At 38.9% G+C, this 26,200-nt stretch carries 33 protein-coding genes and 1 tRNA gene; 9 read left to right on the top strand and 25 right to left on the bottom strand.

The features are described 5' to 3' along the window. Positions 1–117: 117 nt before the first annotated feature. Entirely contained in the window at positions 118–342 is a 225-nt protein-coding gene (locus QLQ22_RS06975) for a hypothetical protein (RefSeq protein ID WP_284016950.1), read from the bottom strand. On the opposite strand from QLQ22_RS06975, the gene QLQ22_RS06970 reads away from it, so the two are divergent. Further along, a complete protein-coding gene (locus QLQ22_RS06970; protein ID WP_284016760.1) occupies positions 319–537 on the top strand; it encodes a tyrosine-type recombinase/integrase in 219 nt (72 codons plus the stop codon). The two genes, QLQ22_RS06975 and QLQ22_RS06970, sit on opposite strands and share 24 nt — an antisense overlap. A gap of 61 nt (positions 538–598) precedes the next feature. Here QLQ22_RS06970 and QLQ22_RS06965 read toward each other — a convergent pair. The 5 genes from QLQ22_RS06965 to QLQ22_RS25105 all read right to left on the bottom strand — a co-directional run bounded on the left by QLQ22_RS06965 (position 599) and on the right by QLQ22_RS25105 (position 5,341). Next, positions 599–670, bottom strand: a tRNA-Val gene (locus QLQ22_RS06965). Positions 671–1,089: 419 nt separating this feature from the next. Continuing rightward, positions 1,090–3,057, bottom strand: a complete 1,968-nt coding sequence (locus QLQ22_RS06960; protein WP_284016297.1) for a TRAP transporter permease — start codon at positions 3,055–3,057, stop codon at positions 1,090–1,092. Continuing rightward, entirely contained in the window at positions 3,047–3,556 is a 510-nt protein-coding gene (locus tag QLQ22_RS06955) for a DUF1850 domain-containing protein (RefSeq protein WP_284016296.1), read from the bottom strand. The genes QLQ22_RS06960 and QLQ22_RS06955 overlap by 11 nt, the downstream gene beginning before the upstream one ends. A gap of 62 nt (positions 3,557–3,618) precedes the next feature. Further along, positions 3,619–4,608 (bottom strand): TAXI family TRAP transporter solute-binding subunit, encoded by a 990-nt coding sequence (locus tag QLQ22_RS06950; protein ID WP_423246237.1) that lies wholly within the window; start codon positions 4,606–4,608, stop codon positions 3,619–3,621. A 589-nt stretch (positions 4,609–5,197) separates the two neighbouring features. After that, the gene (locus QLQ22_RS25105; protein ID WP_423246254.1) at positions 5,198–5,341 is read right to left on the bottom strand and encodes an aminoglycoside adenylyltransferase domain-containing protein; all 144 of its coding nucleotides are present in this window, start codon (positions 5,339–5,341) and stop codon (positions 5,198–5,200) included. A gap of 240 nt (positions 5,342–5,581) precedes the next feature. Between QLQ22_RS25105 and QLQ22_RS06945 the strand changes: the two genes are divergently transcribed. From QLQ22_RS06945 to QLQ22_RS06935, 3 genes are all read left to right on the top strand, one after another. Beyond that, the gene (locus QLQ22_RS06945; protein WP_420828831.1) at positions 5,582–6,007 is read left to right on the top strand and encodes an SRPBCC family protein; all 426 of its coding nucleotides are present in this window, start codon (positions 5,582–5,584) and stop codon (positions 6,005–6,007) included. Then, on the top strand, positions 6,007–6,342 hold the full coding sequence (locus QLQ22_RS06940) for an ArsR/SmtB family transcription factor (RefSeq protein ID WP_284016295.1): 336 nt from the start codon (positions 6,007–6,009) through the stop codon (positions 6,340–6,342). Before QLQ22_RS06945 ends, QLQ22_RS06940 begins: the two co-directional genes overlap by 1 nt. Positions 6,343–6,528: 186 nt before the next feature. Then, a complete protein-coding gene (locus tag QLQ22_RS06935) occupies positions 6,529–7,668 on the top strand; it encodes a zinc-dependent alcohol dehydrogenase (RefSeq protein ID WP_284016294.1) in 1,140 nt (379 codons plus the stop codon). A gap of 60 nt (positions 7,669–7,728) precedes the next feature. Here QLQ22_RS06935 and QLQ22_RS06930 read toward each other — a convergent pair whose 3' ends face one another. Then, entirely contained in the window at positions 7,729–7,971 is a 243-nt protein-coding gene (locus QLQ22_RS06930) for a WGxxGxxG family protein (protein ID WP_284016293.1), read from the bottom strand. 152 nt (positions 7,972–8,123) lie between these two features. Between QLQ22_RS06930 and QLQ22_RS06925 the strand changes: the two genes are divergently transcribed. Together QLQ22_RS06925 and QLQ22_RS06920 are read left to right on the top strand one after the other, a co-directional pair. Then, positions 8,124–8,627, top strand: coding sequence for a DUF3231 family protein (locus QLQ22_RS06925; RefSeq protein ID WP_223440642.1), 504 nt, complete (start codon positions 8,124–8,126; stop codon positions 8,625–8,627). A gap of 56 nt (positions 8,628–8,683) precedes the next feature. Continuing rightward, a complete protein-coding gene (locus QLQ22_RS06920; RefSeq protein ID WP_284016292.1) occupies positions 8,684–9,541 on the top strand; it encodes a manganese catalase family protein in 858 nt (285 codons plus the stop codon). Positions 9,542–9,679: 138 nt separating this feature from the next. Here the strand turns inward: QLQ22_RS06920 and QLQ22_RS06915 are convergent, their stop codons facing one another. The 11 genes from QLQ22_RS06915 to QLQ22_RS06865 all read right to left on the bottom strand — a co-directional run bounded on the left by QLQ22_RS06915 (position 9,680) and on the right by QLQ22_RS06865 (position 20,094). Beyond that, a complete protein-coding gene (locus QLQ22_RS06915) occupies positions 9,680–10,312 on the bottom strand; it encodes a spore coat protein (protein ID WP_223440639.1) in 633 nt (210 codons plus the stop codon). A 69-nt stretch (positions 10,313–10,381) separates the two neighbouring features. Next, positions 10,382–11,452 (bottom strand): Ger(x)C family spore germination protein, encoded by a 1,071-nt coding sequence (locus QLQ22_RS06910; RefSeq protein ID WP_284016291.1) that lies wholly within the window; start codon positions 11,450–11,452, stop codon positions 10,382–10,384. Next, entirely contained in the window at positions 11,449–12,540 is a 1,092-nt protein-coding gene (locus tag QLQ22_RS06905; protein WP_223440636.1) for a GerAB/ArcD/ProY family transporter, read from the bottom strand. Before QLQ22_RS06905 ends, QLQ22_RS06910 begins: the two co-directional genes overlap by 4 nt. Before the next feature lie 13 nt (positions 12,541–12,553). After that, a complete protein-coding gene (locus tag QLQ22_RS06900; protein ID WP_252208289.1) occupies positions 12,554–14,074 on the bottom strand; it encodes a spore germination protein in 1,521 nt (506 codons plus the stop codon). A gap of 102 nt (positions 14,075–14,176) precedes the next feature. Continuing rightward, a complete protein-coding gene (locus tag QLQ22_RS06895; RefSeq protein WP_284016290.1) occupies positions 14,177–15,196 on the bottom strand; it encodes a DUF3231 family protein in 1,020 nt (339 codons plus the stop codon). A 98-nt stretch (positions 15,197–15,294) separates the two neighbouring features. Next, positions 15,295–15,933, bottom strand: a complete 639-nt coding sequence (locus QLQ22_RS06890; protein ID WP_284016289.1) for a hypothetical protein — start codon at positions 15,931–15,933, stop codon at positions 15,295–15,297. 197 nt (positions 15,934–16,130) lie between these two features. Further along, the gene (locus QLQ22_RS06885; RefSeq protein WP_284016288.1) at positions 16,131–16,979 is read right to left on the bottom strand and encodes a DUF1206 domain-containing protein; all 849 of its coding nucleotides are present in this window, start codon (positions 16,977–16,979) and stop codon (positions 16,131–16,133) included. 171 nt (positions 16,980–17,150) lie between these two features. Then, positions 17,151–17,801 carry an amino acid ABC transporter permease gene (locus QLQ22_RS06880; RefSeq protein ID WP_223440630.1) on the bottom strand — a complete coding sequence of 217 codons (651 nt, stop codon included), beginning with the start codon at positions 17,799–17,801 and terminating at the stop codon, positions 17,151–17,153. Positions 17,802–17,814: 13 nt separating this feature from the next. Beyond that, positions 17,815–18,468: an amino acid ABC transporter permease gene (locus QLQ22_RS06875; RefSeq protein WP_223440629.1), complete on the bottom strand. Its 654-nt coding sequence runs from the start codon at positions 18,466–18,468 to the stop codon at positions 17,815–17,817. Positions 18,469–18,530: 62 nt separating this feature from the next. Next, positions 18,531–19,343: a transporter substrate-binding domain-containing protein gene (locus tag QLQ22_RS06870; RefSeq protein WP_223440628.1), complete on the bottom strand. Its 813-nt coding sequence runs from the start codon at positions 19,341–19,343 to the stop codon at positions 18,531–18,533. A 22-nt stretch (positions 19,344–19,365) separates the two neighbouring features. Then, positions 19,366–20,094 carry an amino acid ABC transporter ATP-binding protein gene (locus QLQ22_RS06865; RefSeq protein ID WP_223440626.1) on the bottom strand — a complete coding sequence of 243 codons (729 nt, stop codon included), beginning with the start codon at positions 20,092–20,094 and terminating at the stop codon, positions 19,366–19,368. Positions 20,095–20,411: 317 nt separating this feature from the next. On the opposite strand from QLQ22_RS06865, the gene QLQ22_RS06860 reads away from it, so the two are divergent. After that, positions 20,412–20,615, top strand: a complete 204-nt coding sequence (locus tag QLQ22_RS06860) for a hypothetical protein (RefSeq protein ID WP_223440625.1) — start codon at positions 20,412–20,414, stop codon at positions 20,613–20,615. On the opposite strand, the gene QLQ22_RS06855 is transcribed toward QLQ22_RS06860, so the two are convergent. Then, on the bottom strand, positions 20,612–21,190 hold the full coding sequence (locus tag QLQ22_RS06855) for a YdcF family protein (RefSeq protein WP_423246236.1): 579 nt from the start codon (positions 21,188–21,190) through the stop codon (positions 20,612–20,614). The genes QLQ22_RS06860 and QLQ22_RS06855 overlap by 4 nt on opposite strands. Positions 21,191–22,018: 828 nt before the next feature. Between QLQ22_RS06855 and QLQ22_RS06850 the strand changes: the two genes are divergently transcribed. Beyond that, the gene (locus QLQ22_RS06850; protein WP_284016287.1) at positions 22,019–22,327 is read left to right on the top strand and encodes a hypothetical protein; all 309 of its coding nucleotides are present in this window, start codon (positions 22,019–22,021) and stop codon (positions 22,325–22,327) included. 306 nt (positions 22,328–22,633) lie between these two features. On the opposite strand, the gene QLQ22_RS06845 is transcribed toward QLQ22_RS06850, so the two are convergent. From QLQ22_RS06845 to QLQ22_RS06825, 5 genes are all read right to left on the bottom strand, one after another. After that, positions 22,634–22,867, bottom strand: coding sequence for a YolD-like family protein (locus tag QLQ22_RS06845; protein WP_223440622.1), 234 nt, complete (start codon positions 22,865–22,867; stop codon positions 22,634–22,636). A 186-nt stretch (positions 22,868–23,053) separates the two neighbouring features. Next, positions 23,054–23,710, bottom strand: a complete 657-nt coding sequence (locus QLQ22_RS06840; protein ID WP_284016286.1) for an MFS transporter — start codon at positions 23,708–23,710, stop codon at positions 23,054–23,056. Between the two features lie 299 nt (positions 23,711–24,009). Then, entirely contained in the window at positions 24,010–24,795 is a 786-nt protein-coding gene (locus tag QLQ22_RS06835; protein WP_252208279.1) for a TerC family protein, read from the bottom strand. 4 nt (positions 24,796–24,799) lie between these two features. Further along, positions 24,800–25,192, bottom strand: a complete 393-nt coding sequence (locus tag QLQ22_RS06830) for a sporulation protein (protein ID WP_223440619.1) — start codon at positions 25,190–25,192, stop codon at positions 24,800–24,802. Between the two features lie 15 nt (positions 25,193–25,207). Beyond that, a complete protein-coding gene (locus tag QLQ22_RS06825) occupies positions 25,208–25,336 on the bottom strand; it encodes an FbpB family small basic protein (protein ID WP_223440618.1) in 129 nt (42 codons plus the stop codon). A 318-nt stretch (positions 25,337–25,654) separates the two neighbouring features. On the opposite strand from QLQ22_RS06825, the gene QLQ22_RS06820 reads away from it, so the two are divergent. Then, the gene (locus QLQ22_RS06820) at positions 25,655–25,783 is read left to right on the top strand and encodes a hypothetical protein (protein WP_284016285.1); all 129 of its coding nucleotides are present in this window, start codon (positions 25,655–25,657) and stop codon (positions 25,781–25,783) included. 41 nt (positions 25,784–25,824) lie between these two features. Here the strand turns inward: QLQ22_RS06820 and QLQ22_RS06815 are convergent, their stop codons facing one another. After that, positions 25,825–26,145 (bottom strand): GNAT family N-acetyltransferase, encoded by a 321-nt coding sequence (locus QLQ22_RS06815; protein ID WP_284016284.1) that lies wholly within the window; start codon positions 26,143–26,145, stop codon positions 25,825–25,827. Positions 26,146–26,200 lie beyond the last annotated feature (55 nt).

Below are 26,200 nucleotides of genomic sequence, written 5' to 3'. Positions count from 1 at the left end.
AATTCCTCCTTCCCACTTTAACTACTACTAAATTATGCGGAAACACTGAGATTGTTTGGACAAACGCTCAGGGCATTCATTGATTTTCTTGAAAAATGCGCTAAATAAAGGTACTGATTACTCCATAACTTCTTCATAGTACCATCCACGGGCATCTAACCATTTTTCGTACTCTGCTTTCATAGAAGGGCTAAGTCCGCCGGATAATGCGTGAACATGTGAACCTCCTTTTCGCCAATTTAGATGGCACTCCCTACTCTCCTTCTTCTGTTTAGTCAGTTTTGGTAGCGAATAGTGAAGCGATACGCCCTTAAGAAAATGGCTTTTCATGATCTTCGGCATTCATCTGCATCCTATTTGTTAAGTGAAGGTTATAGTATGAAAGCTATCCGAGAAAGACTTGGTCATAAAGATATTGGAACCACGATGAACTTATATACACATGTCACTAAAAAAATGGATTCAGACGTTGGAAATGCATTTTTTAAAGGTCAGAAATTAAATCGGTCAGTCATTTGGTCAGTTACTTCTTTTTAAAGACAAATAAAAGGGTCTCCCATTTTTGGGAAACCCTTTTATTTTAACGTTTATAGGTATATGACCTGTGAGGGATTCGAACCCCCGACCCCTTCCCTGTCAAGGAAGTGCTCTCCCACTGAGCTAACAAGTCGCAGTATGTAGGTGTTGCTGACAAACTCTATTATATGAGGCTGCGTACGCAATGTCAATAAAAATTATTCGTGCTCTTCTCCGCTTCTTTTTGTCTGCTACAATAGGCTTATCACATGGTGAAGGAACAAAGATGACGGTTAAATCTATTCGGATTATGCGTATCCGTATTGTTTTATCGGTAAAGCACCGCTGAAAGAAGCGATTCAAGCAAAAAGTTGTTCAGGCCTTAGATTTTGCAAGATCAGGGAGTGACTGAAAGATCAATCATTGGAATATAAAGAGTATTTTACCATAAAATCAATAATTCCATTCGACTCATTTCCCGGACAATAATCGACGAAATACCTAGATATCGTCTGAGTTTGATGTTTACAAAAAGCATGAAAATCAAGTTGATTTTCATGCTTCATCAGGTAATTATGCCTGCTGTACGATTTTCTGATCTTTATCTCTATTCATAAGGAACTGTGCAGCAAACAATCCTGCAAACATAATTAGACCGGCAACATCTGAAATTCCCTCTGGATAGATTAAAAGCAAGCCTGCAATGATAGCCAGTACTCGTTCTATCCAGTTCATAGGTCTCATCCAATAGCCTATGATTCCAGCTCCAATTGCAATCATTCCCGTCACAGCTGTAAATACAACCCAAATGACTTCTGGGACTGTTGTATCGATTAATAGCATTTCTGGAGAAAGAACAAAGATGTATGGAATGATAAATGCTGCGATAGCAAGCTTCGACGATTGTATCCCTGTACGAATAGGCTCTCCTCCGGATACTCCAGCAGCAGCAAAAGCTGCAAGTGCCACCGGCGGTGTAATATCCGCAATGATTCCAAAATAGAAAACAAAGAGATGTGCAGCTAAATCCGGATAGCCCAGGAAAATGATAACAGGAGCTGCTATGGTTGATGTGATGACATAGTTTGCCGTTGTTGGTGATCCCATTCCCAAGATTAAAGATGCGATCATTGTGAAAATCAGCGTTGGAATAATGTAGCCCTGTGCAAGGTCAATTAATCCATTTGCCAATGTTAGCCCAAGTCCTGTTTTCGTTACTATCCCAACAATAATACCAGCAGCTGCAGTGGCCGCCGCTACAGACAAAGCTGTTCTCGCCCCATCTACCAATGCTAAAATGATTGCTTTGGGACCCATTCTTGTTTCTTTATTTATAAATCCGGCTACGATGGCGATTAAAATGGAATAAAGTGCAGCATGCATAACTGGAATACCTGTCATTAACAAGATGATAATCGCTAAAATCGGAAGCAAAAGGTAGATTTTCTTCGCGACTTCTTTACGATTAGGCATTTCTTCTTCTGTTAGTCCCCGCAGTCCTAATCGTTTCGCTTCAAAATGTGTCATGATCCAGATGCCAGTGAAATAAAGGATAGCTGGAATAGCTGCAGCCTTTGCAATGTCCCAGTAAGTGATGCCATTTCCAATAAACTCGACCATCAAGAAAGCAGCGGCTCCCATGATTGGCGGCATTAATTGTCCACCAGTTGAAGATGCGGCTTCAACAGCACCCGCAAATTCCTTTTTATATCCTAATTTTTTCATCATAGGAATGGTGAATGCCCCAGAGGTTACAACGTTCGCAACTGAGCTTCCGCTTATTGTGCCTTGCAGGGCACTTGAAAAAATAGCTACTTTAGCCGGTCCGCCTACTCTTTTTCCAGCGATTACAGCTGATAGATCATTAAAATATTGGCCTACACCAGTTTGAATTAAGAACGAACCGAATAGCAGAAACAAGAAAATAAATGTTGCCGAAACCCCAAGCGGAGTTCCTAAGATACCTTCTGTTGTGAAAAACATTGTCTGTACCAATCGCTCAAGACTCAAGCCCCCATGCTGAAGAAATCCCGGCATATATTGTCCGAAAATTCCGTAAAGCATAAAAATAACCGCAATAATGGTAATAGGAAGCCCAACTGCTCTTCTTGTTGCTTCGAGTACTAGCAGAATTGCTATAATTCCAATTGCAAAGTCAGTTGTCGTTAGGATTCCAACCCGCATTGCGATATCTTCCATAAAAAGCGGCCAATATGCACCTACAGCAATACTGAGAAGAGCAAGCACGATATCGTACCAGCCAACTTGCCACTTGCCAGTTTCTTTCTTTTTCTTACTTAAAGGGAATAATAGAAAAATTAGCGCCAATGCAAATCCTAAATGAACGGAACGCTGAATTTGAGCAGTAAAAACGGAAAAAATAGCTGTGTACAATTGAAAAATGGAGAATGAGAGCAAACCGAGGAAAGCAATCCATCCCATGATTCCTGTAAGCTTTCTTGTTGCAGCTTCCGGATCGTACTTTTCAAGAATTTCCTGCTGCTCTTCAAGTGATAAAAATTTGACTTCTTCATCTTTCATTCATTTTCACTCCTCTCAAAAGCTGAAAAAGATTCATGGTTTCATAGCTGATTCTGACCCAGGTACCAGGTTTTATGTACTTTTTCAATTCATATTCTTTACCTTTAGAAACCACTCTATGATTGGCTACTACCTGTCCTGTGCTGAGATCAATAAACGGGAATGTCCGGTTCATATTTGAAATGATATATTGGCCATCTTTTCTCTCAAAAATCTCATCTCCCTCAGGTCCTGAAGGCATGCCTACTGCAAACGTGTCATATGAAAGCTCTATTTGTTTGATTTGCTTATTCGATAATTCATACGTTTCAATGACATCTGTCAGATGAATGGAATGTGTGTACTTTATTTGAAAAGTGTCCATATCATTAACAGATAGGTAAGCCAATAATTTGCTGGTGTCTTCGTAATGAAAAGCTACGGTATTCTTAAACGGGATAAAAAGGATGAGAAGAATAGTGATGAAAAGCATGAAAACGTATATTAGCTTTTTTTTCATCCCACTTTCCTCCAAAATTAAGCGATAGACCGCAGTTTCGCTGCGGCCTATCCCTTAAACCATTATTTCAATACGCCTTTTTCTTTGAAGTATTTCTCTGCACCCGGATGCAGCTTTAAGTCACCGATTCCTTCAAGTGCAGTGTCTGCTTTGATTAATTTTCCTTTTGCATGAGCGATTTTATCTGTGTTTTCAAAAATTGATTTTGTGATGTCATATACGAGATTTTCATCAAGCTCATCTTGAACAACAAGCATCGCTTTAACAGCTACTGTATGAACGTCTTCACCAATCTTGTATGTGCCGCTTGGAATAACCTCCTCTGAGTAGAAAGGATATTTTTCGATAAGCTCTTTCACTTTGTCAGCTTCAAGAGGAACAACAACGACTTCGTTTTGAGCTGAAAGGGTTTCAACTGCAGCAGTCGGTGTTCCGGCTGTTACAAATGCCGCATCAATGCTTCCGCCTTGAATTCCATCTGTTGATTCATCAAATGAAAGATTTTGTGCCTGAATATCATCCACTGTCAAACCATGAACTTCAAGAACTTGAGTAGCATTCAGATAAGCTCCGGAACCGATCGCTCCAACGGAAACCTTTTTTCCTTTTAGATCTGCAACAGATTTAATTCCGCTTTTTTCCGTAGTAATTAATTGAACTGTTTCGTTATATAGCGTGCCAAGTCCAAGCACGTTATCAATCTTGTTATCTTTAAACATACTCTCCCCTTTTAAAGCATATGTCGCAATATCTGTCTGAGAGAATGCTATTTCAGCGTCACCGCTTTTTAAAGTTTGCATGTTTTCTACAGAAGCTCCTGATGACTGAACAGTTGCCTTGTAATCTGTGCTATCAGTAATAATATCTCCAAACGATCCGCCAAGAGGGTAATATGTACCACCCGTTCCGCCTGTTAAAATCCGCAGCGTTTTTGGCTTGGAATCGCCAGAACCACCGCCGGAACCCGATGTTGCATCGTTTCCGCCACATGCAGAAATAATCATGATAAGAGCAAGCAGCATCACTACAAATAAACTTTTACTCATTTTCACTAGTAAAATTCCCCCTTTTTGTCATTTAATTGTAACATTACTACTTTTTATATTACCATATGTTTGAAGTTAATTGTCAATCTATTCTTAATATTTCAAATTAACTAATCACATACTATTGGAGGGGCTTCTAAATTAAGCATCTAAAATTAGCCCTATTCTTTTTTTCAGCCTTATTCGTGTGGATTTCTCAATTTGCAGGTAGCGAAGAAATAACGTCTCCAGAGGAATTGCAACATGCCTTCCCTTTATATCTCGGGTTTCCTATTGCTTATGCTGAGCTTGATACACCCAGAATAGATCCTTCGTTTCCATATTCCTATGATTGAAGATGCTGCGGAGCAAAATGCATGGAGATTTGTTCTGGCAGTGTGCGGGAATCACCTTTTTGATGAGTTTTCCCTATGGGGTTTGTGTAGATTTTATCCAGTAAGTACAGAAATTGAATAAGCCTGCGTATGGACACAGACTTATTTTTGCTCCTTAAAATAATGAAGCTGACAGTATTGAATGGCATATTTTAAAAAACCATGGCAGTCAATTGCTCTATGCAGACGATTCTTGTATAAAGATTCTTCTTGATTTTTTATTATGATTCTTCTTTCATTATTCGGTGCCACTTTTCTAGGAGTTTAAGGAGAAGTCGTTCAGCAGCTTCTATTTTTGAAACGATTTCCTTTGTTTCTAAAGAACAGATGATTCTGCATAGATTCAGAATTGTAAATTCAGCCATTTCCGCTGATAATATCGCCGAATTCATTGACCAAGTTTCGGGTAAAGTAAGCAATGAAATTCTGTAAATCATTTGGTATTTTACCTTGCAGCCTGATCATCTCAAACCCTACGTTTTATTCAATTATAAGGTATGGTTTTTATTTACTTTGACAAAATAAATTCATTGACATGAAACCAAATGGTTTTATATAATCAAATACGAAACCATTTGGTTTTATATTTATGATAAGGAGAATACATGATGAATCAAACTAATTTGCAGGACATTACACAGACCGTTGTCTACAACGCTCCCATTGAAAAAGTATGGGATGCCGTTTCCACCTCTGAAGGAATTGCCGCATGGTTTATGCCCAATGATTTTCAGCCCGAAGTTGGGCATGAATTTCACTTGCAATCTCCGTTCGGCCCGTCACCATGTAAAGTGATCCAACTAGAGCCCCCTCACCGGCTTTCATTCACATGGGATACAGATGGCTGGATCGTCACTTTCCTATTGAAAGAAATGGATGGTAAAACGGAGTTTACCCTTATCCATGGCGGCTGGAAGCAACCAGACACGATTCTGCCAAAAGCCAATGAAAAAGCCTCTGTCATTCGTGACCGCATGAATCATGGCTGGATAAAGATTATCGAACGCCTGGGAGAGGTTGTTGGAAACTAGTGTCATCTTCTGCACAAAAATATGATGTTTTTCAGGCTATCGCTGACCCAACGCGACGAGAAGTGTTAAAGCTGCTTGCAGAAAAAGAGATGCCGATCTCAGAAATCACAAGCCATTTTCAAGTAACCCGAACAGCTATTGCCAAACATCTTCACATTCTTTCCGAGGCTGAACTTGTAAGCGGAAGAAAAACAGGAAGAGAAAAAAGGTACAGGCTTCATCCGGAACCGCTTGCGGAATTACATGAATGGCTTTCCTATTACGAGCAATTCTGGAATAACAAGCTGTCTATGCTGAAGCATCTTGTTGAGGAACCCAATGAAAACGAGAAATAAAATACTATTTGAACAGCGTCCTTTTATAAGGGACGCTGTTCTTTTTTATATTTCAAGAAGAATTATCAAATACTAAGAAAGAATCACGCAAAAAAGGCAGACGAAAGACTCATTTTTCCCTTTTTTCATTTTATTGTCTCTTTCAGCGGGTATATCAAAACTATCACTATACAGGAGGTTGTTAAATTGAAAGCTGTCACATTTCAGGGAATGAAGGAAATGGAAGTGAAGGAAGTTCCGGATGCCGTGCTTCAGAAAAAGGACGATATCATTGTCAAAATTACCTCAACGGCCATTTGCGGATCAGATTTACATATTTACCAAGGAGCCCTTCCTGCTGAAAAAGACTATGTAGTTGGCCATGAACCGATGGGGATTGTGGAGGAAGTCGGACCAGAAGTAACAAAAGTTAAAAAAGGCGACAGAGTTGTCATCCCATTTAATATTTCCTGCGGAAGCTGCTTCTATTGCAAACACGACCTTGAAAGCCAGTGTGATAATTCAAATTCCAATCCGGAAATTGATACAGGCGGTTACTTTGGATTTACAGAGAGGTATGGGAATCACCCTGGCGGGCAGGCTGAATACTTAAGAGTGCCGTTTGGAAATTTCATGCCGTTTGTCATTCCTGAATCTGTCGAGCTTGAGGATGAAGCCTTGCTGTTTATGTCAGATGTATTGCCTACTGCGTATTGGAGCATTGAAAATGCCAACGTAAAAAGTGATGATACTGTAGTGGTGCTTGGCTGTGGACCAGTAGGGTTAATGGCTCAAAAATTCGCCTGGATGAAGGGCGCTAAACGGGTCATTGCCGTTGATAATCTTCCTTACAGATTAGAACGGGCAAAAAGAATGAACAATGTTGAAATTATCAATTTTGAAGATTTTAAAGATACAGGTTCTCATATTAAAGAACTGACAAGCGGCGGAGCAGATGCCGTGATCGATTGTGTCGGAATGGACGGGAAAAAGTCAGCACTTGAAGAAATTGGCCAAAAGCTGAAGCTGCAAGGCGGAACTCTAAGTCCGTTTGAAATTGCGATGAATGCTGTCAGAAAGTTCGGGACCATTCAGCTGACAGGTGTATATGGTTCAAAATACAACATGTTCCCGCTTGGCAATATTTTTGAACGGAACATCAATCTTAAAATGGGACAGGCACCTGTTATTCATTACATGCCAATGCTATTTGAGATGATTACATCAGGTAAATTGGATCCAACTGAAATTGTCTCTCACAAAGTTCCTTTAAGCAAAGCCAGTGAAGCTTACAAAATTTTTAATGATCATGAAGATGACTGTGTGAAGGTTGTTTTAAAACCATAAATTCATAATGAAAAAGCATGCGGCATTTTTGCCGCATGCTTTTATATTTCTGCAGTTAGCTTAATCCCTGCGATCTCTATCTTTTCTTCTAAGACCTAACAGCCCTGCTAAACCTAATAAACCAATCCATCCCATGTCCGTATCATCGTCATCGTCAGCTGCAGCGGCAGTTTCTGTATTTACATTTCTTGTGCCTATATTATCGTTTCTGTCATTGTCGTTATTTTCTGCATAAACGCCTGCACCAGACACCATAACTGCGATAACCATTGAACATAGGATCATCATTACATTTTTCATCATGAGAAAACCTCCATTTTTTATTAGTACGTTTTTTATTCTCTTCAAACAAGAATTTTTTATTCTTCATTTTATATTCATAAAACCGTATCAATTAAATCATCTGGTACAAAATAGAATGTGTAGTTTTTAAAATATGAAATGGAGTGATCAAAATGGGTATTCTCAGCGGAAATCCTACAGATGAACCAATGCATTATGGAGAGGTATTCGGAGTATGGAGTGCGTTATCTGTTGCAAAAGCATCTCATGCAGCTTATCAAGTGTATTACAATCACACTGGTGATGCCGACCTTAAAAAATTAATAGATCAAATCATTAAAAATAATATTTTGCCTTGCATTGAAGAACTTGAAGCACTATTAAAAAAGAATGAGGTCGGTTTGCCGCCTGCCCCCCCTGAAAGACCAAATGCTAAATTAGAAGAAATCCCTGCGGGTGCACGCATTTCAGATCCAGAAGTGGCTATGAGCATCTCTAAAGACCTTGCCCAAGGATTAGTGGCTGACAGTACCATGATCGGACAATGTATCCGGGAAGATATTGCCCTGCTGTTTACTCAGCATCATGCTAAAAAAGTTCAATACGGCGGGAAAATTCTTCAATTAAATAAAGAAAAAGGCTGGTTAATTCCGCCTCCTCTTCATTTAGATAAATAATTAAAAACAGGCAGTAGTTTTTTACTGCCTTATTTTGCAAATAAAGGAGTCAGGACATGTACTTTTATAAAGAAGATTTAATCAATATGATTGTTCCGGACAAACCGGATCCCGCTGCAGCAAAAGTTTTACAGGAAACATTGGGCGGCCAGTTTGGTGAGATGCGGACAATGATGCAATACTCTTTTCAAAGTGCCAATTTCAGAGGTAAAGATAAACAATACCGAGATTTGATCAGAGGCGTTTTTCTAGAAGAAATCAGCCATGTAGAACTTGTTCAAACAACTATTAATCAGCTTTTAAATGGATCAGGTGAAGTGGACGATGCAGGAAACTCCGGGCCTAGTCAAGCACCGCTTGCAGACCCTGTCATGCATGGAAATCCTCATCATTATATTATGGGAGCGCAATCTTCTCTGCCTGTTGATGCTGGAGGAAATCCATGGAACGGATCATGGGTGTACAGCCACGGAAATTTAATCAGCGATTTGCTTAATAATGTCATCCTGGAATCAACAGGTGTTCTGCAAAAATCAAGAATTTATGAAATGAGCTCTAATAAAACCTTCAGAGAAACCCTTGCATTTTTGATTGTCCGCGACAACGCCCATCAAAATGCATTTGCCAAAGCTCTTGAAACATTAGGAGTCAACTGGGGCAAGATTTTTCCAATCCCAAATTATGATATTAATAAGTACCCTGAATGCCGAAAGTATGTGGAAATGGGCTTTCATAATGCACAATTTAATTTCCGGCTTGATTCAACCCGTATTGGCGAAATTTTCAGCGGGGAATCTCCGAGCAGAGACAGTGGTAACTTACAGGTTACTGATCCTCCAAAGGGTTATCCTGTACCAGATTTTCCAGATATGCCGAATGAACACAGCCCAGGCTTAAATGATTTGAATCAATAAATATAAAAACGGCCATTTTTTCAGGCTGTTTTTTATGTCTCTCAAGGGCTTGTTTGAAAAATTTCAAATAAAGTCTATTAATAAATGGATCAAGTATAAAGACCTCTCAAGATTGAGAGGTCTATTTTGAGAGATCATTCAATTCGGAAGATTTTTCGATTGTGCAGGAGCATATGAATTCACCATCTGCTGCATATCACCTTCTGTAAGCTGTGGAACCTGATAATAGTGATGCTTATTTTGGTAGATTGAAATCTCATAAGCCATTTCAATGCAATTTGGAATGGTATCAGCCAAAACTCGTCTGACAACCGGATTAGCTACCTCTGTCGTAGCCATACCTTTTAATGACGCATTCGATTTTACAGATCCGAGCATGAGGTCTGAAATAACCTGTTCATTTATTTCCGCAGGCATATTCATCGGCTTCATCGGCGGTGAAGGTTTTAGGCCATAAACAAAGTCATTTCCCTGCTTCATATTATAGACTTCTGTCGAAACTGAAGGCTTCATCCCTGTCTGGAAACACTCAACAATCGTGTTGTATTCCGTCATCATAAATTGCTCTTGACGGTTCATCATATCCAGAAGTTCCGGATCTTTGACATGCGGTTTTAAAATGGTATATAAGTTTAATGTATTGATGGCACCAGATAAAATTTCAGATACATCAAACATCTCATGTCCGCCATGGCTTAATTGGGGCGGCACAGCTCCAGCCTGCATGTTTTCAGATCCTGCAATGTTCATTGATTGATCCACATTAATCATTCCTCTCTCATCTTTTTAAGATATACATATCTATTCTGTATCAGAGAGAGAAATCTATTCGTATTTTCTTCATTCCATAATCCCAGCCTGTATGAGATGAACCTTTGCGTCTACCTCAAATTGAACAGAGCCATATTGCTTCTTCCAATCTTTGTAGCCAGCTTGTCTTAGCTCTTCCTTAATGCCGAGCGGATCGACATTTAATTTCTGCAGCTTTTCAAGCAAAGCTAGAGCTTCTTTTTCCAGCATGATTTCAGTTTTCTTTTCAATTTTTTCGATATTCTTTTTTTGTGTAAGATCTAATCCTCCGCCTTCCATGACTCTTCCATCCATTTTTATGCTGACATTGAACTTATACCCGTTTATTGTTTTTTCAGGTTTGAACTTCGTATTGGAGGAAAGATTTTGAATGCTTACCTCCTTTTCTTCTTTTAAATCGATTTCAATGATGCCTTTGCGGATTTTTTCATATAGAACTTTCAAAGTATATCCTTCTTTCAAATCAATGGTATCGATTAATCGATCTCCGTTAAAAAGAGCGACCCCAGAAACTTGAATGTTATCACCCTTTTTTTCAATAAGAGGCAAAAAAGGGTCAAACCCAAGGCCCCGGTACTGAAAAAGAAAATGATGCAGATTGATTCTTGGAATCGTCCTCTCCATATTTTGTCTGACGAGGTCAATAACAAATTGTGAAACAGATTCATGCTGATCGACCTGTGCTGAAAGAATTTCATTTGATTTTCCTTTTGATATAACTAAACTGATGTCTCTGCCTATATTTGGGTCTCTTTGCAGATTATCAACGTGATCACCAATTCCTCTTCTCGCCAGTTCCTCGTCAAATAGAATCACCCCTACCCTGCCTATTTCAATGGGTCTTGGTGACTGTGCCTGAATTTCCTGTCTTATATGCTTACTTGTCCGGCCGATAGCTGTTAATGCTATATTTTGCGGTTTCGATTGAATTCCTGGCGGAGTATAAGTCGCACCGGCAGTCAATTGGAATTCTCTATCACTAATATAGTCATAGCCTATTGACTGAATCAGCTGAACATCTTCAAGGACTTTTGAATCAGGAATACAGCTGCTTAAAAGACACATGCAGAGCAGGAGTGCGCAAGCTTTGTACCCATTCATTTTTTATTCCTCACCTTCATGATGATGACCTGCAGAACAAACAGCAATGGGATATAGCCGTAAATCGTATAAAAACCTATCTCTGACATATTGGTATTGAGCAGATCAATCTGTTCTCTGTCTTTTAAAAAAACGGCAAAGATAAAAATGAAAAAGCAGATAATCCGCAATGCATTTCTTTGTGTCATCGCAAAAAGCCGGTGCATTCCCCTGCTTGCACTCCATAGTCCAATACACATATTGGGCAAAACCACAAAGAACCAAATCGAAATTCCAAGATATTCAAACCGCTCAATAATGGTCAAGTCTACAATTTTCCATAGAGTAAGCGTCGCCCAAATGGTAGATTTCAGCTGATTCTGATCATAGTATGCAAAGGAAACCAGAGCAGTTATCAGATAAATAAACATGCTGAATAAAACAGCATAATGAGCCCATTTTTGGGACTTAGGGGGATCTTTTATAAACGGATAAAACATAAAAAGAACTTCAAACCCCAGATAATTAAGAGTCATTCCTTTTGTAGCTGACAGGAGCTCCTTGAACGATAGATCAAAAACAGGAAGAAGGCTGCCAAAATAAGCTTCTTTTATGGGGAAATATTTAACTAATAATAACGGCAATCCATAAATGACTCCAAGAAAAGCAATCCCGGTCACTATTCTGAATCCCCCTGTAACATATGAATAACAAATCAGAATAATAATGGCGATGAATACCCAATGATAGACATCCGGAAAAACCCACACTTGGATAACTTCAACATACGTCCGTATCAGCACAACGACAAACATAGCGTAATAAATAATGAAATAAAAACTGAAAAATCCGCCAATCCATTTTCCGAAAATCTGGTGATGGATGGCTACGATATCATTCTTTCCCCGGTTCAGGATTAAGTAAGATAACCAGATCAAACCAAGAATTGTGATGCCGGATGTAATGATGGCTATCCAGGAGCTATGGCCGGCAGACTTTGCGATATACCTCTCGAATCCTAAGATGCCTACACCTATTTGCATTTTATGAATCAAATAAAATACAAAGTAATTGGATACCTTTTTATCTTCTTTAGGCAATGGGAACATGGAATTACCTCCTTTAATCCTCAATATCCCGTTTCTTTTCTTTATGAGGCTTCGGCTGAAAACGATCAGGTGTGGCTGTTCTCATTTGCAGAGGCCGTTTATTTTGCATATACATCGGCACTCTAAACAGCGAATCTTTTAAATCTTTAAGCCTCAGAGGATAGACTGGTGCAAGATATGGCCTTCCAAGGGATGATAGCTTAAGCAAATGCCCCAGAAAAAAAGCAAAACAAAAGGCAATCCCTATGAGACCAAAAAGCTGAGCGGCAAAAAGAAAAGGAAAACGGATTAAGCGGATGACGTTGCCCATTTGATAAACGGGAGTAGTAAAGGATGCAAGTGCTGCAAGTGCCACGATGATCAGCAGTACGTTGCTTGTAAGCCCTGCTTGAACAGCTGCTGTTCCTATTACAATCCCTCCTACGATACCGATTGTCTGGCCAATCTTAGTCGGCAATCTGGCTCCCGCTTCCCTCAGCAGCTCGATTGTCAGCTCAAGAATAATTGCCTCTAATATTGGCGGAAACGGCACACCGCTTCTCGAAGCTACAAGCGGATTAAGCAGGTTTTGCGGAATCATTTCGTAATGATAGGTAAGAACCCCAACATACATGGCAGTAGAAATAACAGAAAAGAAAACCGCAAAAAGCCGGATAAGCCTGAAAATGGAGGCAATCGGCCAGGATAAAAAATAATCCTCAAAAGCAGAAAAAAATTCTACCAGCGTCGTAGGACCAGTCAGTGCATGAGGGGAACCGTCAACTAAGACCGTAATTTTCCCTTCCGACAGAACACCGGCTACCCTGTCAGGCCGTTCTGTATCAATCATTTGGGGAAATGGCGAATTGTTATTATCTGATATAATCTGTGCGATCATTGAACTGTCCAGGATCGAGTCATAATCGATATCTTTTATTCTTTGTACAATGGTATTTACGTTCTCGTCGTTCGCAATATCTTTAATATATAAAACAGCAATTCTTGTTTTAGAAAGCCTGCCTACCCTAATCTCTACTGCAATGAGTTCGGGGATCGGCAATCTTTTTCGAATTAAGTTCAGATTGGCATCCAGGGATTCAACAAAGGCTTCTTTTGGTCCAACAACACTGTATTCAACCTCAGGAAGGCTCACCGCTCTTTTCTCAAGGGAAATTGCCGAAATCAAGAGCACTTCATTAATATTTGATTCGGATTGAACAGCAATAAAACCGGACATTAATCTATCCTGGATTTTGTCTACATTGCTGATGATTTCTGTATTATCAATCGGCAGAACTTCCTGCAGTTCAAATAAACTTGTATTATTCTGTCCTTCGGTTAAAAAAGGAAGAACATGCTTTTGTAAAACATTAATATCTACTAAAGTTTTATAGTAATGAATATAATAGGGACTGCTTTGTGAATAACGATAAGATGTAAAGTCAGCTGACAGCTTGCATTGCTTCAGCAGAACCTCAAGCTTAGGATCATCGTTTTTCACATCCGCTTTTTTTTGTTGTTTAAAGGATGGATTTTTCTTAAAAAAAGAAAACATAATCTCCCCCACCTCTTGTTGAGGATATTTCGTACAAAAAAACAAGACGTTCTTAACATGCCTTGTTTGCTGCAAAATATGAAAGATTTAATAAATAGAACGTCAGCAGTCCTTTTTTCTTATCAGCTGTTCTTTATCAAGTGTCCCGGGAGGCTGTTCAAGCCATCCATTGCTGATTACAATATCAGCTCCATCCTTTGCATATTGTGCAATTTCAAGTGACAGGCGCTCATAATTCAAAATGAGATCACTTCTTTGGCTTGCTGCCGCTGCAGTTGCATAATTCCCTGAACCAGCTGCACTTAACAGTGACATATGAAATAATGTCAGCTTATCAGAAAATGGCGATGTCGTTGAATCTGTAATACACGCATCAGATGAAATCGGGGGCTGGATGTGATTATCTAAGAGCGTTTTGCTGAAAATTTGAATATGCTTCTGAGAGATCTCACTTCCTCTTAACATCCACTTTTGAATGTTTTCCCGGGGTGAAATTTGTGCAAAACTAAGTGCCAGTTTGCTTCCCATAAGATTTGTTTGGATATTCATATAAAGATGAGAAATTTCAATCGTATTTAATGGCCTCTTTTTACTGAACAGCGAAAAACCGCTTAGATACTTTTTGCTGTCAATATAATCCTTGGATTTGGGATAGGCAATATAAGGAGCTCTTACAAATATTCCTTTTGAAATGGCTATATCAGAACTTATATCGAATAGTCTTGCTGTCTCCTCCAGACCCTCGATATAATAGGTGCGGATATCTTTTCTGGCACTCATTGAAATAAAACCGCCGTAAGCAAGCAAGCCAACTTTTGTCATATGATTTATATAGGTAAGCATGAAAAGATCCGTATATAACCGAGGTGCATTCAGGTTTACGTCCTCATTTGTAAAGCCTGTGGGAACTGGAATATCCTCTTCTTTAAAAATAACAGTCATCTTTTCCAAATGAGCGACAGTAAGATCATAGGCACTTTGAATAACAGGAAGGATTTCCTTATCATCTGCATGTTCTAAAAAGAATGCAAGGATGCAGTTTGACATACTGTCGTTCATAAAGCTTGTCCAAAGACATGCAATTTCGGCTGATGTAAGATTCGGGCGATTTCCTTCTTGCATGAAATATTCCTCCAAGATAAATTTCTTCTATTATTTGTTTAAACAATTAGTTTTATGAATTCGGGGCAAATAGAAAAGGAGACATCTAAAGATGTCTCCTATAAGTCCTTACCATTTAATAATTTCACTGTAAGCGCAGCATTCAAATATCTGATCGTCGGAGGTTCATAGCCTACATTCGGTGAACTAGTATTAATCGTTCGTACCGAGATTACATCATTTTCTTCAAGCTCTGTATGAATTGTTTTTCCTAACGTTGTTTGTATCGTATCTTCTGAAACAAATGAAAACTTCGACTCATTAATTTGAGTATTATTTCTAAAAATAGCAAAGTTGGCTAAAGCGGAATTTGCCAATATATCCATAAAGAAGGTGATTTCATAATTCCCGTCTTTAAAAATATGAATCGTATCTTCTTCTGGATTTGCATCAGTATTGAATTCCGGCCCTTCCACTGTAAAATTAATCGGAGCAGCGTCCATTGCAAATCCGCCTATATCAAAGTTATACAAAGATCCAAAGGCCTTTTGATCTTCTTTTCCCTTGAATTTTTTTTTGATTTTATTTTTGTATTTTTTTTCTTTATATTTTTTATCGCTTTTTTTCTCTCTATGTTTTCTGCTGAATTTTTGTTCAAAATCCGCTTCAATCTTTTCTTCTGTCTGCTCTAATGCATCTTCTGACTGATCCGCAACATCACCGAAAGCTTCAGTATGCTCTGTCTCTTCTTCATCCAAAAAAACGACTTTATACATAAGATCATCTGACGCATGTTTGTATATTTTTGACACATTCATCACTCCCTTATATTAGTCTATTCTTCTTTAGGAGGGTTGCTTGTGTATTCATCTATATTTTTCACTGGACTTGCACAGCAAATTCACTGCGAGTAAAAAAGAGCAAGTAATCCATTCAGGATTTCTTGCTCCATTTATTATTTTCCGCCAAAGCTCATATGTTCATAACGTCCGCGAATCACTCCGTAAATACCATAAAGCATCAGCCCTGCTGCAGCAATTCCAAGCAGCCACTGACCGTAAGGCTTTGAAGCAAGTTCTGCAAGTGCCCCGTCAATTCCTTTTGATTGGTCAGGGTTTGCCGTAATTGCTGTTTGAATAAAGAGATAACCGATCATAGCAAGAACAGCACCGCGGGCGATCAAGCCCATTTTCCCTGAATTTCTTGCAATTTTTCTCTCATGCTGATTCATTTCGCTTACTCTGAACTTATTCATAAATCTCTCTGAATAACCATTGTACAGTTCATATAGTCCGTATCCAATAATGATAATGCCCACAAGTCCGATTATCCACTGTCCAAAAGGCTGAGCCAGTAATTTAGCAGAGATTGTTTTCTCAGATCCGCCTCCCGAACTTGCATGCATAGCGATGGAGATGGCTTTAAACGCAATTGCTCCATATATAATTGCACTCACTGCGTAGCCAGCTCTAGTCAACAAACCTTTTGCATCTGTTCCTTTGTTCTCCGGATCTTTTATCACCTTTATAATTTCCCAAATCACATAACCAATTAAGCCAATGCCGATAAGCCAAAGAAGAACCTCTCCAAAGGGCTTGCCTGCAACCGTCTCAAGCATTCCGCTTGTTCCTGTCATTTTGCCTCCAAGACCAAGCGCTGCCAAAAGAGCAAGAATCCCGATTAAAAAATAAACGGTGCCTTGTGCCATATATCCGTATCTTCCCAAACGCCTGATCCAAGGCTTCGTTTCTTGTTTTGCCTGATTTGCTTTTTGCTTGGCATCTGCTTTTGCAGAATACTCCATGTTTATCTCTCCCTTATATATAATGCCTGCTGAGTGTTAAATTCCCATCGAAGGAGAAAAAGAAACCTGGATTGCACATTTACAAAATATTGGATATTACCTTCATAAGAAAAGAATACAAAAAAACCTCAAAGCAGAGCTGCCTCTGCTTTGAGGTGAAATTCATAAAACTTATGCACTTTTCAGTTCCAGTCGGCGGGCCAGCAGCGAAAGTGAGTAGTTCACTGCAAAATACATGAATGCAATCATGATAAAAATAGGGATGATATAAGTCGATTTTTGCCCATTTATTATTTGTGCATGGTGAGTCAGTTCTGGAAGCGCAATGACCACAGCAAGCGATGTATCTTTTAACAATGAAATGAATTGACTTACAATGGGAGGTACCATTCTGCGAAGAGCCTGCGGCATCACAATGTATCTTAGGGTTTGTACATATGTGAGTCCTGAAGAACGTCCTGCCTCAATTTGCCCTTTTTCAATTGACTTCAGTCCGCTTCGAATGACCTCTGACAACATGGCTGATTCAAACACGGTTAATGCAGCAATGGCAGATAAAGTAATCCCCAAATCAATTCCTATCTCAGGCAAGGCGAAATATGTAAAAAAGATAATTAATAATAGCGGTAAATTCCTGATCGTTTCGACAACTACAGCAAGTGCCTTTGATAGCACTGGAATTTCTGCATATCTTAATGTACCGACAATTCCGCCGATGATAAAGCTTAGGATAATTGAAATAAATGCTACTTTTAATGTGATATAGAACCCGTCAAGCAAAAACATGAAATGATCTGGGGTATATGCACCAGCAAAATCCATTTTTCACCCTCCTTTAGTTACTCTTTGCAAGGCGTTTCTCTAAATAACCAACGCCAATACTTAAAGGAATAGTTAAAATCAAATAAAATACAGCTACAAATATATATACATCAAAAACGACAAACGTATCAGATGAAATCAAATCTCCGTGATACATAAGATCAAGTCCAGCTACGACACTAAGAATTGAGGAGTTCTTCACTAGATTAATGAATTGGTTTCCAAGAGGCGGAATAACAATTTTAATAGCCTGAGGCAAAATGATTAATCTCATCGTCTGGTTATAAGTGAGCCCTGATGATCTGGCTGCTTCCATTTGTCCTTTAGGAACGGATAATATTCCAGCTCTAATGGCTTCTGCGATAAAAGAGGCCGTATAAATCACAAGTGCAATGGTCCCGGCTGTAAACCCATCAAGCCTTAAACCGAGTGCCGGCAATCCAATATAAAAAAAGAACGCGATAATCAGCAGCGGAATATTTCTGACGAATTCTACGTATACAGTTCCCAGCCAATTCAAAGGTTTTAGCGGAGCTATCCTAAGAACAGCAATAAGGGTTCCAAGCAAAAAGCTTCCAATCAAAGCAATTAAGCTTGCCATTACAGTGTTCTTAAACCCTTCTAGATACATGTCCATATTGTCGACAAGTATAGAGAAATCAAGCACATCTTTCACTCCTTTAACTAATCAGGATGAGCATCACTTGCTCATCCTGATTGAGGATCTGTTTAGTTGGATAAATCTTCTTTAATCCATTTTTTATATATTTCATCATATTTGCCGCTTGATTTTAATTCTTCAAGGACAGCGTTGATCTCTTTCACCAAATCTTCATTTCCTTTTTTAACGGCAATTCCATATGGCTCATCTGTGAACGGCTCGCCGACTACCTCATAGCTGCTGTCTTCAGCAGCCATTCCGTAGAGAATTGCATTGTCTGTTGTTAAAGCGTCCCCTTGACCTGATTTCAAAGCTGTAAATGCTTCCGTGTAATTTTCGTATTCAAGCACCTCTGCATCAGGTGATTTCTCACGGATATTTTTTGTGGATGTTGATCCCTTAACTGCGAGAACTTTTGTACCTTTTTTAATATCATCTATACTCTTAATATCGCTGCCTTTTTTAACTAAAAGTGATTGTCCTGCTTCAAAATAAACGTCTGAGAAATCAACTTCCTTTTTACGCTCTTCCGTAATGGTCATCGTTGCGATAATCGCATCGATTTGACCGTTTTGAAGCATTGGCACACGTGTTTTAGAGGTAACTTCTTTAAATTCGATGTTCTTTTCATCACCAACGATTTTCTTTGCAATTTCTTTCGCTATATCAATGTCAAAGCCTTCAATCTCTCCGCTGCTTGGGTTTTTAAGTCCAAATAGTCTTGTATCGTTTTTAACGCCAAAAACAATTTTCTCATCCTTCTTAATGGCTTCAAGTGCATTTGCAGTTTCTTTTTCCTCCGATTTTCCACACGCTGCAAGAACGAGTACAGCAAGCATAGATACGAAAAGCAGCTTCAGCAAACTCTTTGATTTCAACATAAAATGTCCCCCTATTTTTATATTAATGATTTAAAATACGGCTGAGAAATAAGCGTGCCCTTTCTTCTTTGGGATTCGCATAAAACTCCTCCGGTACAGCCTCTTCTAAAATTTGACCTTGATCTATAAACACGATGCGGTCTGCAACTTCTCTGGCAAATCCCATTTCGTGTGTAACAACTACCATTGTCATGCCTTCTTTCGCCAGATTCTTCATGACATCTAATACCTCGCCAATCATCTCAGGATCAAGGGCTGAGGTCGGTTCATCAAATAGCATAATCTCAGGATTCATCGCGAGGCCTCTGGCAATCGCAACACGCTGCTGCTGTCCGCCTGAAAGCTGGGAAGGAAAAGAACCGGCTTTATCGGGAATTCCAACCTTGTCCAAGTAATAAAGCGCTGTTTTCTTCGCTTCTTCCTCTGATTTCCCAAGAACTTTGACTTGAGCAAGCGTAATGTTTTGAAGAACGGTTTTATGAGGATACAGGTGAAAATGCTGAAAGACCATGCCGATCTCCCGTCTTACTTTATTAATATCTGTTTTCTTGTCATTAACCGCAATGCCGTTAACTGTTAATGTACCTTCTGACACTGTTTCAAGCCGGTTGATGCAGCGGAGCATCGTGCTCTTACCGGATCCGGACGGACCAATAATCACGACCACTTCTCCCTTTTTTATCGTTAAATTAATGTTTTTTAAAACTTGGAAATCACCAAAATATTTGTTTACATTGTCAAAAACAATCATGCTGCTCCCCCTTATCTCTGATTGCAGGCATTCATTCCAGCTGTCTAGAACTTTATAAATATAATTTTCATCTCTAGAATTATACATTTTTTAGAATATAATAGTCAAACAATTTTGAGTTATTTATAAATACTGAACATTAATAAAAATATAAAAATCACTGCTTTATTTGCAAGCAGTGATTTTTATTCCGTCTCTCATTTAATTGATTTTTCCTTAAAAAAGCAGACACAGTCTGCTTCTTTTTTCCATTTACTGTACAAAAAGGCTCACTTCCTCGTATACTAATAGAAATACATGACAAGGAGTGTTTAAGTATGAGTCAATCTAAGGCAAAGAAACAGCGATTGAAGAAAATGCGTGAAGGAGAAAGAAATCCGGAGGCTGGAAGAAGCCCATTTATTTTTCAGGATTTGCGCACTAGACAAACAAAAACAAAAAAAGAGCAGCTATATAAGCAAAAATACAAGAACCATTTCCAGGGAGACGGAAAAGATGGTTCTTTTTATTTTGCCTCTTAACGGCTCTTTACATAGTAATTTGTGATGGCTAAATATTCTCTTGTATAAGATTTTAAGACAGCCGCTTTCGGCGTTTTAGCTGCGAGCCCTTTGGCATCAAGACCAAGATCTTTTGCAGCCATGCATGAACGGTAGATGTGGAAATCATTTGTAACAATGAGACCTTTTTTCGCACTTGGCGGGAGCATTGCTTTCGAGAAGGTCAAATTTTCTATCGTACTTGTAGACTTTGATTCTAATATTATACGGGATTTCTCTATTCCATGATCTTGCAGGATTCTGCTGATGGCCTCTGCTTCCGTTATTTCTTCGCCTGGCCCCTGTCCCCCTGAAGCAACCACAATCGTATTTGGATTTTCTATTAAATACTCTGCTGCTGCATCCGCCCGGTATTGCAGGGCAAGCGACGGAACCGTGCCATTTACCTTTGCACCTAGCACGATTAAATAATCAGCGTCTTCAATCGGCTTTTCTGAACTGTATCTGTGGATGTTGTAATGTAAAAAGACAGTATAAATAAGGCCAATTGCCAGCAGTGTGAAAAGAATCTTTCTAAATGGCATCTTTATTTTCATTCATGTTCGCCCATTTCTTGGTTAAAAAGTTATAAAAAAAACTAATATTTTTGCTTTTTTTTCAAGAATGCAATTTTCTTTTTTTGAACTCATATGAATTGTCATTTTTTATACCTTGAGTAATAAGACGAATATCAGTCGGGTAATTAAATCCAAGAATATTAATTATATGCTCTCCTATTACAAAACAGTACTTTCCAATATTGATCAAAGGAGATAATCATGCTTTTTAATGAAGAAATGGAGCAAATGGCGTTTGAAAGCTGATCTTGATTCATACCTTTTTTAATTCTGCCGTATTAGTCTCTTTTAGATTTTGAGTATACCGGGACTAGGATAATTCCCAATATAAATAGTCCAAATGATACTCCGCGTACCAGATTAAAATATTCGTTCGATTTAAAAAACAATACATTTAATCCCATTGCAATTGCTCCGACTAGTATCATTATTTTTCCAAATAATTTCCAGGACATTAATCTTTCACTCCCTCTCTTCAAATATTATGAGATTCTAACGGACACCCGAATATGAACTTATGTACAGACCTTATGGAAGAGTAATTTCACCCTAAAATCATCATCTAAGCTCCAGGTAAATTCTAAAATGGCCTTGCTTTGAATAGTCCTCCCTAAAAATGGATTCATAATAATTACGATTGTTGGCGATAAAAAGTTCCAGAGAATGACATATATATAAATTAAAAAGGCCGATTTTTTAACGAAACTTTTTGCACGGATAATCGTATATAGATTAGACAAACCTGTTTTTTCTTACATATTAGTCGTTTACAGACAAGCATAATTGTATTTTTTCCAGGAGGACATAGTGAAAATAAAAGAGATTTCATATCCGACATCACTCAGTAAAATCAAGAATGCATCAGATGACATCATTGATATCTTGGTGGAGCTTGAAGATGGCTGCACTTATACCATGGTCGTCACTACACCTGAAAATTTTTCTTCCTTGATGAAGAGAGAGAAACTTTCTTATTTATTGCCTGAACCGCTTATGCTCGTCGTCAGCAGTCTAACTGAAAAGAATATATGGAAAGTTGCAGAGAAGTTTGCTGAAAATAATGCTTACTGGCTGAAATCGTATTACTTGACTGAAGATAACAAATTTGTGACATAGAAGAATGGAAGTAAGTAGAAGGTAAGTAACCATACATGATTACCAATGTCTTTGTAGATATGCCTATTAAAAATAATTTATATATATCGTAAATTAACAGATTGAACGAAGAGCTTAAATTTTTTGTAAGTTGTGAGTTATAATAGGAGATTACATTTTAAGGAGAATCGTTTATGACCGTTAAAAAGAGCAAATCCATAGAAGTGAAGTCCGTATCCTTAGTATTTTTTGGTGCTGCTATTGGAGCTGTTTTGGGAATAGCTGCATATGTGAACAATTGGCTGGGCTAAGATCTTAATGTAAGTATTATGTAACTCTGTATATGGCAATAAGGTCTGTAAGCTGCATCAGGACGATGTCATTAAATCTGTTTACAGCTCTTATCTCGTCCGTTCCTTCATTCAAGTAATGAACGGTGCCGATAAAATGCACAATCTGATCACCATGCAGATAAATAAATGATAGCTCAAAATGAAACTCCAAAGATCCGCTGATTAATAATTGAATGCTGTTGCGTTTCTCTTTAGGGATCATAAGCATGGGAATACCTTCTTTATAATAGATTTATAGTATACGAATGTTTGTTCTTATTTTCAATCATCATTTTTTGAAATGCAGCTTTTTATTACTAGTCAGGAATTAGGGTACTAAAAAAAGAAAAAGAGCTTTCGCAGAAACGAAAACTCTTTCTCATGCACTCAGCAAAGGGAATTCCTCAAATCACCCTTACCCTTTTGCTTCACTTCCTTCACTAACACCTATAATTCCGCTTTTTGATTTAAGCACTGCTCCAAAAAGGACAGCCAGTATAGAAGCGGCCATTAAGAAAAAGCCTAACACATAAAATCCGTCCGTTAAATCACTGTTTTGCGCTACTGCTCCAACAATGATTGGCCCTACAATACCTCCAATATTTCCGCACGTATTAATTAATCCATTTGCTGTACCTGCTTGATTGCTCGGGAAGAAGGACATTGCCCATGCCCACCAAGGGCCAAAAGCTGAATAAATTCCTATTCCCGCTATTATTAACAAAATCATATTAAAGACCATCCCGCCTTCAACAAAATGTTGAATAGCCAGGGCCAAGCCGCCAATCATTAAAGGAACCGATACGAATAAAACCCGATTTTCCCCTACAGAATCCGACCAGACTGAATTGTAGTACATGCAAATTGCAGCTAAAATAAATGGAACAGCTGACAGCCAGCCTACTATACCGATGCCACTATTGCTCAATTGTTTCATCAAGCTTGGCATCCATAACCCAAAGCTATACACACCGGTAATCCACAAGAAATATATAAATGAGAAGACCCATACTCGGTAATTTTTCACCACATCTAAGAAAGAGCCATGTTCTTTTACTTCGATTTTGAACAATATAATCCCGCTCTTCTTTCGAAAGAAGCTTGTCTTTTTCAGGAGAATCTGCACCAAGAAAAGCAAATAACACAGCTAATATTAATGGAGGCGCTCCTTGTAATATAAACATGGTCAGTAATTTCACTCACTCCAAACACTGAAATTTCTTCTCCGCAGTACCCTTTTCCTGCCCGCAGTTCAGGACTCCAACTCGCGGAAATCATGTTCCAACTCGCCGGAATCCCGTTCCAACTCTCCGGCAAAGAAAAATCGGCATCCTCCTTGCCAGCTATGGCAAAGAAGATACCGATTCTAATTTAAGCATTTTTCACTTGATCTACAGGTGTTACTGCCTTTTTCTCTTTTGATAAAAACCATCCCGCTAATGCAATTCCAACAAGAACTACGTAGAATGTGATTTTCCAAAGAGGAGATTTAGCGAATCCTTCAGGCAATACAGCGAGCTCCGGGTGAGACAACGTGTAAACCGAGAGCTTCACACCGACCCATCCCACGATTCCAAAGGCTGCGATTTCCAGGCCAGGCTTCTTATGAAGCAGCTCCACAAAGAAGTTTGCCGCAAATCGCATGATCACAAGTCCGATGATTCCTCCAGCAAAAATGACGAGAAACTTGCCGCCGTCCAAGCCGCCAATCTGAGGCAGACTCGTATTTGGAAGGGTAACGGCAAGAGCTACGGCTGCAAGAATTGAATCAACCGCAAAGGCAATATCCGCAAGCTCAATTTTAAGCACTGTTGCCCAGAATCCAGACTTTTTCTTGCCGTCAGGTTTGGCTTCATCTTCTTTTTTCTTAAAAACAAGTTTTCTCAATATATGATTTGCTGCGATGAACAGCAAGTATAGAGCACCAATTGCCTGAACCTGCCATACATCAACGAGATAAGAAATGGCGAACAGGGATCCAAAGCGGAAAACAAATGCCCCTGCAAGACCGTAAAATAGGGCTTTCTTTCTCTGCTCTTCAGGAAGATGCTTCACCATGATGGCTAACACAAGGGCATTATCTGCCGCGAGCAGCCCTTCAATCGCAATCAACAGGAGCAGCACCCAGCCATATTCCATTAACATTGTCATTTCCATCTAGTCAGTCCTCCTTTACCGTAATAAAATCCTGATCCTTGCTGATTACACCTTCATCAAAAACAAGTCTTGTATTAAAGTAATACGACCTCTCTTCAGCGGAAGCCGCTAAAACCTTAGGCAATCGGAAAATAAAATCAATTCGGTTCTGTTCATCTGACTCAATTTGTTTAGACGTTAAGATATTGGCTGTTTCTATAACCTTTTCAGTTCGTGATGACAAATCTGCCATAACTAAATCACAATCAATCCGTTTCAGCTGCTGCTCAATGACACCGCCTTTAATTAAAAAATATCCATTTATGCATTCTCCCGGCTGAAACTCTTCCTTTGGCAGAATAAGATCAATCTGCGCTGAGCCTATTCCTAAAATCGACATATATTTTCTGAGTATCATTGGACAATCCTCCCTTTATGATTTTACTTTTGAATATTTATCATCAATGCGTTTTTCAATTTTTTCGAGCTGGCGTTTATCTTTAAGCAGCTCCTCTTTGTTTTCTCTAATAAGCTTTTCAATTGAACCTCTGACTTTTTTCATTTTTTCATCTCACCTTCCATGACATTTTTCGAATAAAAAAAACCTTTGCCTGTAATCCGGCAAAGGTTTTATCTGGAAAATAATAAAAGACCTTTACCGTTATAGGTAAAGGTCTTGCTAACAACGTAATGGTTGCCAATAGGGCCGGAAGCATAAGCTTCGAAATGACGACTCTATTGTAAAAGCTACTCCCCTTTAGGAGAACTATTCGATTTGTATACTCTTATCTTAAAGGCAATCTGAATTTGTGTCAACACTAAATGATGAGAATTTTGATAATCAGGTCAAGATCACACATTCATAAAAGCAGGCGGATACTTGACAGTACCTGATGCTTCATCAAGCGCACCCGGCTTTAACTCAGTCAGCATAAAAACCTCATCCGGAACCTCAAACGGCGGCTTAATTCCTTTACTGCTTGCAGGAACAAAACCAAACTTAGGATAAAACTCCGGATGTCCAAGAACGATGACTGAATCATAACCCCGTTATCTGCAGTGCTTCAGTCCTGCACGTACGAGCAGAGAACCAACGCCCTCTTTCTGAAACCCCGGTTTAACCGCCATAGGAGCAAGGGCTAGTGAAGGCACTTCCCCGTTTTCCGTTTCGATGATTATTTTACTGAACAAAATATGTCCAATCACTTCACCTTCTTCGTTTTCGGCAACCAATGACAGACCTTTCACAAAGGACTCAGATTGTCTGATTTCATGAATGAAATTTGCTTCATTTTCCTGACCGAATGCTGCATCGTTTACTTCCTTTATTGCAGCAATGTCTGCAGCTGTTTCTTCTCTGATCGTGAACATCTGTTCATCCCTTTCTGTCACTCATACTCTTTGTCTTTACCACCAATAGTTTACC

Source organism: Metabacillus hrfriensis (assembly GCF_030127205.1).
GTDB classification, from domain to species: Bacteria; Bacillota; Bacilli; order Bacillales; family Bacillaceae; genus Bacillus_P; species Bacillus_P dongyingensis.
This window is presented reverse-complemented; position numbering and strand designations above follow the sequence as displayed.

Coding starts and splice junctions, on each gene's coding strand:
- QLQ22_RS06870 (WP_223440628.1), bottom strand. CDS start 19,343: ATGTTGAAATCAAAGAGTTTGCTGAAGCTGCTTTTCGTATCTATGCTT.
- QLQ22_RS06865 (WP_223440626.1), bottom strand. CDS start 20,094: ATGATTGTTTTTGACAATGTAAACAAATATTTTGGTGATTTCCAAGTT.
- QLQ22_RS06915 (WP_223440639.1), bottom strand. CDS start 10,312: ATGATTAATGTGGATCAATCAATGAACATTGCAGGATCTGAAAACATG.
- QLQ22_RS06960 (WP_284016297.1), bottom strand. CDS start 3,057: ATGAAAGATGAAGAAGTCAAATTTTTATCACTTGAAGAGCAGCAGGAA.
- QLQ22_RS06975 (WP_284016950.1), bottom strand. CDS start 342: ATGCCGAAGATCATGAAAAGCCATTTTCTTAAGGGCGTATCGCTTCAC.
- QLQ22_RS25105 (WP_423246254.1), bottom strand. CDS start 5,341: ATGGCTGAATTTACAATTCTGAATCTATGCAGAATCATCTGTTCTTTA.
- QLQ22_RS06920 (WP_284016292.1), top strand. CDS start 8,684: ATGTACTTTTATAAAGAAGATTTAATCAATATGATTGTTCCGGACAAA.
- QLQ22_RS06930 (WP_284016293.1), bottom strand. CDS start 7,971: ATGATGAAAAATGTAATGATGATCCTATGTTCAATGGTTATCGCAGTT.
- QLQ22_RS06895 (WP_284016290.1), bottom strand. CDS start 15,196: ATGCAAGAAGGAAATCGCCCGAATCTTACATCAGCCGAAATTGCATGT.
- QLQ22_RS06860 (WP_223440625.1), top strand. CDS start 20,412: ATGAGTCAATCTAAGGCAAAGAAACAGCGATTGAAGAAAATGCGTGAA.
- QLQ22_RS06900 (WP_252208289.1), bottom strand. CDS start 14,074: ATGTTTTCTTTTTTTAAGAAAAATCCATCCTTTAAACAACAAAAAAAA.
- QLQ22_RS06815 (WP_284016284.1), bottom strand. CDS start 26,145: ATGTTCACGATCAGAGAAGAAACAGCTGCAGACATTGCTGCAATAAAG.
- QLQ22_RS06910 (WP_284016291.1), bottom strand. CDS start 11,452: ATGAATGGGTACAAAGCTTGCGCACTCCTGCTCTGCATGTGTCTTTTA.
- QLQ22_RS06880 (WP_223440630.1), bottom strand. CDS start 17,801: ATGGATTTTGCTGGTGCATATACCCCAGATCATTTCATGTTTTTGCTT.
- QLQ22_RS06955 (WP_284016296.1), bottom strand. CDS start 3,556: ATGAAAAAAAAGCTAATATACGTTTTCATGCTTTTCATCACTATTCTT.
- QLQ22_RS06835 (WP_252208279.1), bottom strand. CDS start 24,795: ATGGAAATGACAATGTTAATGGAATATGGCTGGGTGCTGCTCCTGTTG.
- QLQ22_RS06845 (WP_223440622.1), bottom strand. CDS start 22,867: ATGCTTATGATCCCTAAAGAGAAACGCAACAGCATTCAATTATTAATC.
- QLQ22_RS06970 (WP_284016760.1), top strand. CDS start 319: ATGGCTTTTCATGATCTTCGGCATTCATCTGCATCCTATTTGTTAAGT.
- QLQ22_RS06855 (WP_423246236.1), bottom strand. CDS start 21,190: ATGAAAATAAAGATGCCATTTAGAAAGATTCTTTTCACACTGCTGGCA.
- QLQ22_RS06885 (WP_284016288.1), bottom strand. CDS start 16,979: ATGGAGTATTCTGCAAAAGCAGATGCCAAGCAAAAAGCAAATCAGGCA.
- QLQ22_RS06905 (WP_223440636.1), bottom strand. CDS start 12,540: ATGTTCCCATTGCCTAAAGAAGATAAAAAGGTATCCAATTACTTTGTA.
- QLQ22_RS06830 (WP_223440619.1), bottom strand. CDS start 25,192: ATGATACTCAGAAAATATATGTCGATTTTAGGAATAGGCTCAGCGCAG.
- QLQ22_RS06825 (WP_223440618.1), bottom strand. CDS start 25,336: ATGAAAAAAGTCAGAGGTTCAATTGAAAAGCTTATTAGAGAAAACAAA.
- QLQ22_RS06945 (WP_420828831.1), top strand. CDS start 5,582: ATGATGAATCAAACTAATTTGCAGGACATTACACAGACCGTTGTCTAC.
- QLQ22_RS06925 (WP_223440642.1), top strand. CDS start 8,124: ATGGGTATTCTCAGCGGAAATCCTACAGATGAACCAATGCATTATGGA.